The sequence below is a fragment of the Helicobacter muridarum genome (assembly GCF_000765805.2).
In the GTDB taxonomy this organism is placed as follows: domain Bacteria; phylum Campylobacterota; class Campylobacteria; order Campylobacterales; family Helicobacteraceae; genus Helicobacter_A; species Helicobacter_A muridarum.
Window position 1 is genome coordinate 1 of the sequence record NZ_JRPD02000049.1, and the last position, 5,768, is coordinate 5,768.

Sequence of the window (5,768 nt, forward strand, 5' to 3'; positions counted from 1 at the left end):
ATTAGACTTGTTTACACAAGACTTTATGACATTGGCTACTTGTAATTTATTCAATCTAATTTATAGATTCTTAAGCCACACTTTGCTCTTTTAGAATGACATATTTGGGATTTCATTAATTTTTATTAAATGCCAATCTTATCTCCAAGTAATAGCTTCTACCAAGCCCTGGATAATAGTTTGGAAAATTTTGATATGTAACATAATATGAATCCAATAGATTTCTTACACCAAGATTGACCTTATAGTTTTTAATACTGTATATAAGTCCCAAATCACATAGTATATATCCATTCTTATTCATAACTCTAGCCTTAGTATCAATGCTTTGAGAAAAGTAAGCATTATTCAAAAAAATACTTAATGTTTGTGAATTCTTCTTAAATATATCTACCTCTATATTTAATGTAGCTTTTAGAAATGGCACATAAGGCACATTTTTACCCTTTAGGCTGTTATTGGATATATTTGCTTTTAAAATATTTGTATATATATAACTCAAGCTTTGGCTTAATCTTAAGCTTTCTGTTTCAAAAAGCTTTTGATTTGCGATTAGCTCTATTCCTAATCTTTGGGTTTGTCCTAGATTGTTATAAGTGTATGCTGTGCCATGCGAAATTTGGTTTACAAATATTTCGTTAAAAGTATGTGTGTAGAATAGGGTAGCTGATAAATAGCTAGGATCTATATAGTCTTTGAATCCAATCTCTGCTGTAATATACTGCTCTGGACTTATATTATTTGGTTCATTGCGATTTAGAGTTGTTCCTTGATTTGCATTTATGCTTGAATTAGGGTCTGCATTTATCATCTGGTATGCACTAGGACTAATGAAACCTAATTCCGTCTTAGCATAGACATTGCCAGTATCGCTGTATTTGTAGTTTGGAGTAATTTCGGCAGCATAGCTTAATCTTTGTGTATGATAACTAAACTTAAAATTTTCTTCATTTTCTGCAAATGTAGTCATGTTGTTTGTTTGACTCCTAATCCTCTGCCAATAGTATTGATCATTGTTTGTCCAATAATTGGAATATTCTAATCTAGCTCCACCGCTTAAGTCAAAATGAGATGTAAAATTAAATGTATCGAATATATAGATTGAGTTAGACAGTTTTGTGGCTGTGTTTTTTACATCTGTTATGTAGTGTGTAATCTGTAGTGTCATTGTACCTGCAGTTATATTACCTTGTCTAGCTGGGAAAAAATGATCTGTGTGGTTTAGCCTATTTGAGTATTCTAAAACATTGTCTATACCAACTATTAGTGTGTTTTTGTCTTTTGTTTGTTTTAGCTTGATGTTGATACCTCCACCATGATTAGCAAAGCCGCTTCCATCTCCCATATTCATAATGCCTGCTGGACACATAAATCTTTCTGTAACTTTGCCACTTAAGCAATACTTATAGCTTGTATATTTTAGTGCGCTAAATTGATAAAAGCTTAGCACATCAAGCTCTAGCTGGTCACTAAATTTTTGTATGTAATTTATTGATGTTTGCATAGCATCTGTTTGTGTTGATAAAAAGTAGTCATCAGGGCTATTTCTTTCTTTCTTTAATTCTTGTATAGTCTTTTCTACGATACTTGTGTTTGGTCTTGTGCCAACGCTCCTAGTCATGGAAAGATAGTTAATTGGTTTATTGTTCCATATATGAGAATAGTTTATGTTAAAATCAAGCTTAGAATCTTGATTTAGATTCCATATTGTTTGAAATGCCATATAAATATTTGTTGTATTGTCTTGACTAAATGCTTTAATTTGACTTCTATCACTTGCTATTCCGGCTACATTTCTTACGCCAGGGCTGTATCCTGCGTTTACATCAGCTCTAATAAATAAAGAATCATTAATTTTTTTGCCTGCTGCTATACTAAGATTTCCACCTTGCAAGCCTATTTTTTCTCCGCTTTGTGTCTTGGATACAAATCTTAAAAAATCCCTACTAGGTGCTTTTGTAACGAAATTTATCACACCCCCCCTTGTGCCATTACCATATACCACAGCACCGCCTCCAGGTAAAATCTCAATTGATTGTAAATCTTCTATATCAATATTATTATATGGAGGCACTCCATGAGAAGTATCAAGCAAAGATATTGGCACGCGATTAACTAGAATCTTAACTGCTCTAGTGGCATCTGCACCCTGTCCTCTTAAATCGATATTTTTACCAAAACCTACATCTGTAAATGTAACTAGAGGTTGATATTGCAATGCTTGCTCTATGTTTTGATAGCTTTTGTTTTGTATATCTTCCTTATCTATTAGGAAGATATTTTTTGGCTCATTTCTTATGGGTAGGTCAAAGCCTGTCGCAGACGTTACAATCGCATTTAGTTTTGCAGTTTGGAAATTGTTAGCGGCAAATTGCGTTTCATCACTTTTACAAATCCCAACACTAGCCAATATTCCTACCAACAAACATAAAGGATAATTAAGTTTTTTATGCTTATTAATTATTGTTTGTGCTTTGTTGAAGGCTGCATAATAGAGAGTTACAAGATGGGTATAAAATCTTAGAAAATAAGAGTAATAGTTGTTATTTTTAAAACTTGGGATTAGAATCTCTTTGTATTCCATAGTATATCCTTGACCTTTATTTTTATAGGAATAGATTCCTAGCTATAGCTTTTTGCTTGATTGTTTGTTATAGCTTGGAATCTAGCTTTTCAATATTCACATTTTGCTTTATTTTAATATTAGCTTTATAAATACTAATAATGATTATATATTACTTTGAATTAAAAAAATATAAAAATGATTATATTTCGTATTATATTAAATTAATAGGTATTTTTATTATAATTAGAATTTTTTCAATTATTCCATATCTATAAAATTTAAAAACTATATATTATTAATAAAAAGAAGCATATTTAATAGGGAATAGATTTTAAAATATACAAATAATAGTAAAAAATAAATTAAGAAGTAGTTGCATTTTTTATATAGAGATATTTTTTTGTTTTGTGTAAATATGTTGTATTTATATTACACAAGGTGGGATTTAATAGAATCTATAAAGTAAAAATAAAGATATAATTAAAAATCTAAATACTTATTTTTTGAAACGAGTTGTTATATATTAAGGCATTTTAAAAAGACAAAGTAATATTAAATTTATTCATTTATCTCATTTTGCAATAGAATTTTCTCTTGCCTATATTTGATTGCTTTGTTTTTTAGCAAACATTGAATACAGATATAAATTAACTTGGAGCGTATATTTGCAAATATTAATAATAAGTATTGATTAGTTAAGTATCTCTTGCATAAAAATTTTGAGATTCTCATTCATTAATAGATTAATAATTATACGAATGTGAATTATATTTAGATATTAAGGAAAGATTTTCTTTGTGCTTTACTTGAATTAGTTCAAACATTCTTTAAGTATGAGTTAATGGCTTTTATATTATTTATTTTGTGTATAAAAGTTTAAATAAAATCAAACTTTATAATGCTACTTATAGTAATGAATAAATATAAATCACTGTTGGTTTACTATATTTTAAGTCATAATAAAGCTATGATATATATCATCTAATACTAAGGATAACTATAGAATCCAAATTTATACAAAGGATATAAATGAAAAGAATACTTTTAATATTTTTATCATTTTTTATATTTGCTAACTTTATGTTTGCAGCAGTTAATATTAATACAGCTAATGAGAAAGAGCTTATGACGCTTAGCGGTATTGGTGAAGCAAAGGCTAAAGCAATCATTGCTTATAGAAGCAAAAATCGCTTTAAAAAAATAGAGGATATTATGCAAGTAGGTGGTATAGGGCAGGGTATTTTTGATAAGATAAAAAATGATATAACTGTTGGCGGCACACAGCCAAATAAAGCTCAAGTTAAAAAATAAATCTAAATATGTTTGGTTTTGAATTTAGGCTTGATATTGTATTGATATAAGATTTTATAATTAAAAGTGAATCCTTATATTTAGGATTCTACAGTTTTGTTTTTCTATATCGATATTTTGCTTATTTGGTTTTATTTAGTCAAAGCAAATCATTATAAAATTAAATAATTAAGTTAACAGTTAATTGATATATCGTTTAATTTATTGATTTATGATTCATATTTAATTTAACCAATATCAGCTTATCTTGCACTATTGATTTAATCTTACTTTATTTTGCTATTATTATATATCTTTTTTAGGTTTTGAAGTTTTGAGCTAGTATTTAGCATGAGCATATCAGCCATTATTAATGCTACAATGCTTTCGCACACTATACTGCCACGTACTCCAACACAAGGATCATGTCTTCCTTGTAGTTTAATTGTAGTTTCATTGCCTTGTATATCTATACTTTGTTGTTGTTTGAAAATGCTAGGCGTTGGTTTGAAGTGTGTTGTAATAATAATGTCTTCACCATTGGAGATTCCCCCTAAGATTCCACCACTATGGTTTGTTATAAATCCTCTTTGGTTTATACAGTCATTGTTGCTTGAGCCTCTTTTGCGTGATGATTGCATGCCGCTACCAATTTCAACAGCCTTTACTGCATTTAGCCCCATTAAATCTCTAGCAAGAATAGAATCTAGCTTGTATCCGAGCGGTTCTCCTAATCCAATAGGCGCATTTTTCACCCTTATAATCGCGCTAGCACCTATGCTATCACCTTGTTTTTTTGCATTTGTAATTTCTTTTTTTTGTATTTCTTCCAGTGTTTTGTCAAGACTAAATATTTCGCTCTGTTTTGCATATTCGAAGTCTTCATTATCAAAGAAATCTTTTTTAGAAACTATATTTCCCACTCCAGTAATACCACTTTGTATAGAAATGTCAAATTCTTTTAATAAAAGTTTTGCTATGCCACCTGCTAGCACTCTTGCTACAGTTTCCCTAGCACTGCTTCTGCCACCTCCCTTATAGTCTCTTATGCCATATTTATGATAATATGAAAAATCGGCATGGGATGGGCGAAAAATATCCTTAATTGCACTATAATCCTTACTTTTTATGTTGTTATTTGGGATAAAAAAGCCAATAGGAGTGCCTGTAGTCTTTCCATCAAAGATTCCACTTAGAATCTCAAATTCGTCATCTTCTTTTCTAGGGGTTGCAAATTTGCTTCCGCCTTTGCGTCTTGATATTTCATTTTTTAGGAATTCATAATCTATTTCCAATCCGGCCGGCATTCCACTTAATATACCTCCAATGCCCTTACCATGACTTTCTCCAAATGAGCTAAATTGCAATAAGATACCTATTGTGTCCATTGTTCCCCTTTGTTAAACGAGTATGTTTGATTTGAAAGTCTGTGAATTAAAATTCTTGAATATTTTATTACAAATTTTATACAAACAAATCAAAATATAGTAAAATATACGCTTAATCTTAAGAACTATAAACTCGCAAGCTATTATTTAAGCGGTAGCGTAGCTCAGTTGGTAGAGCACTACCTTGACATGGTAGGGGTCGCTGGTTCGAGTCCAGTCGCAACCACCATCAACACTTAATTATAACAATCTCAAATTTTGTATTAAATTTAATATTCAAGCTATTTTTAATTTATTGTTTTTCCTTAATTTTAAGTAACCAAACATCATTATTTCATTTTATAGTATATGTTTAAATTTTATTTTTCAACATCAACTCATAGAATTTTTGCAATTTAAACACAATCATCATACAAAAATACATAACCCCCCAAACCCATTCAAACATCTTATTTATTGCTTATTACCTATGCTAAAACAGCCAGATTTTAATTTTTACTGATAAATTTACAATATTTTTATAT

At 29.6% G+C, this 5,768-nt stretch carries 3 protein-coding genes and 1 tRNA gene; 2 read left to right on the forward strand and 2 right to left on the reverse strand.

Going from position 1 to position 5,768, the window contains the following annotated elements; all coding sequences use genetic code 11:
• Window positions 1–115 precede the first annotated feature (115 nt).
• The gene (locus LS73_RS09585; RefSeq protein WP_052089648.1) at window positions 116–2,584 is read right to left on the reverse strand and encodes a TonB-dependent receptor; all 2,469 of its coding nucleotides are present in this window, start codon (window positions 2,582–2,584) and stop codon (window positions 116–118) included.
• 1,011 nt (window positions 2,585–3,595) lie between these two features.
• Here LS73_RS09585 and LS73_RS09590 point away from each other — a divergent pair.
• Window positions 3,596–3,877, forward strand: coding sequence for a ComEA family DNA-binding protein (locus LS73_RS09590; protein WP_034558013.1), 282 nt, complete (start codon window positions 3,596–3,598; stop codon window positions 3,875–3,877).
• A gap of 266 nt (window positions 3,878–4,143) precedes the next feature.
• On the opposite strand, the gene aroC is transcribed toward LS73_RS09590, so the two are convergent.
• Window positions 4,144–5,244, reverse strand: coding sequence for a chorismate synthase (aroC, locus tag LS73_RS09595; RefSeq protein ID WP_034558015.1), 1,101 nt, complete (start codon window positions 5,242–5,244; stop codon window positions 4,144–4,146).
• A gap of 153 nt (window positions 5,245–5,397) precedes the next feature.
• Here aroC and LS73_RS09600 point away from each other — a divergent pair.
• A tRNA-Val gene (locus LS73_RS09600) sits at window positions 5,398–5,473 on the forward strand.
• The last annotated feature ends 295 nt before the right edge of the window (window positions 5,474–5,768 follow it).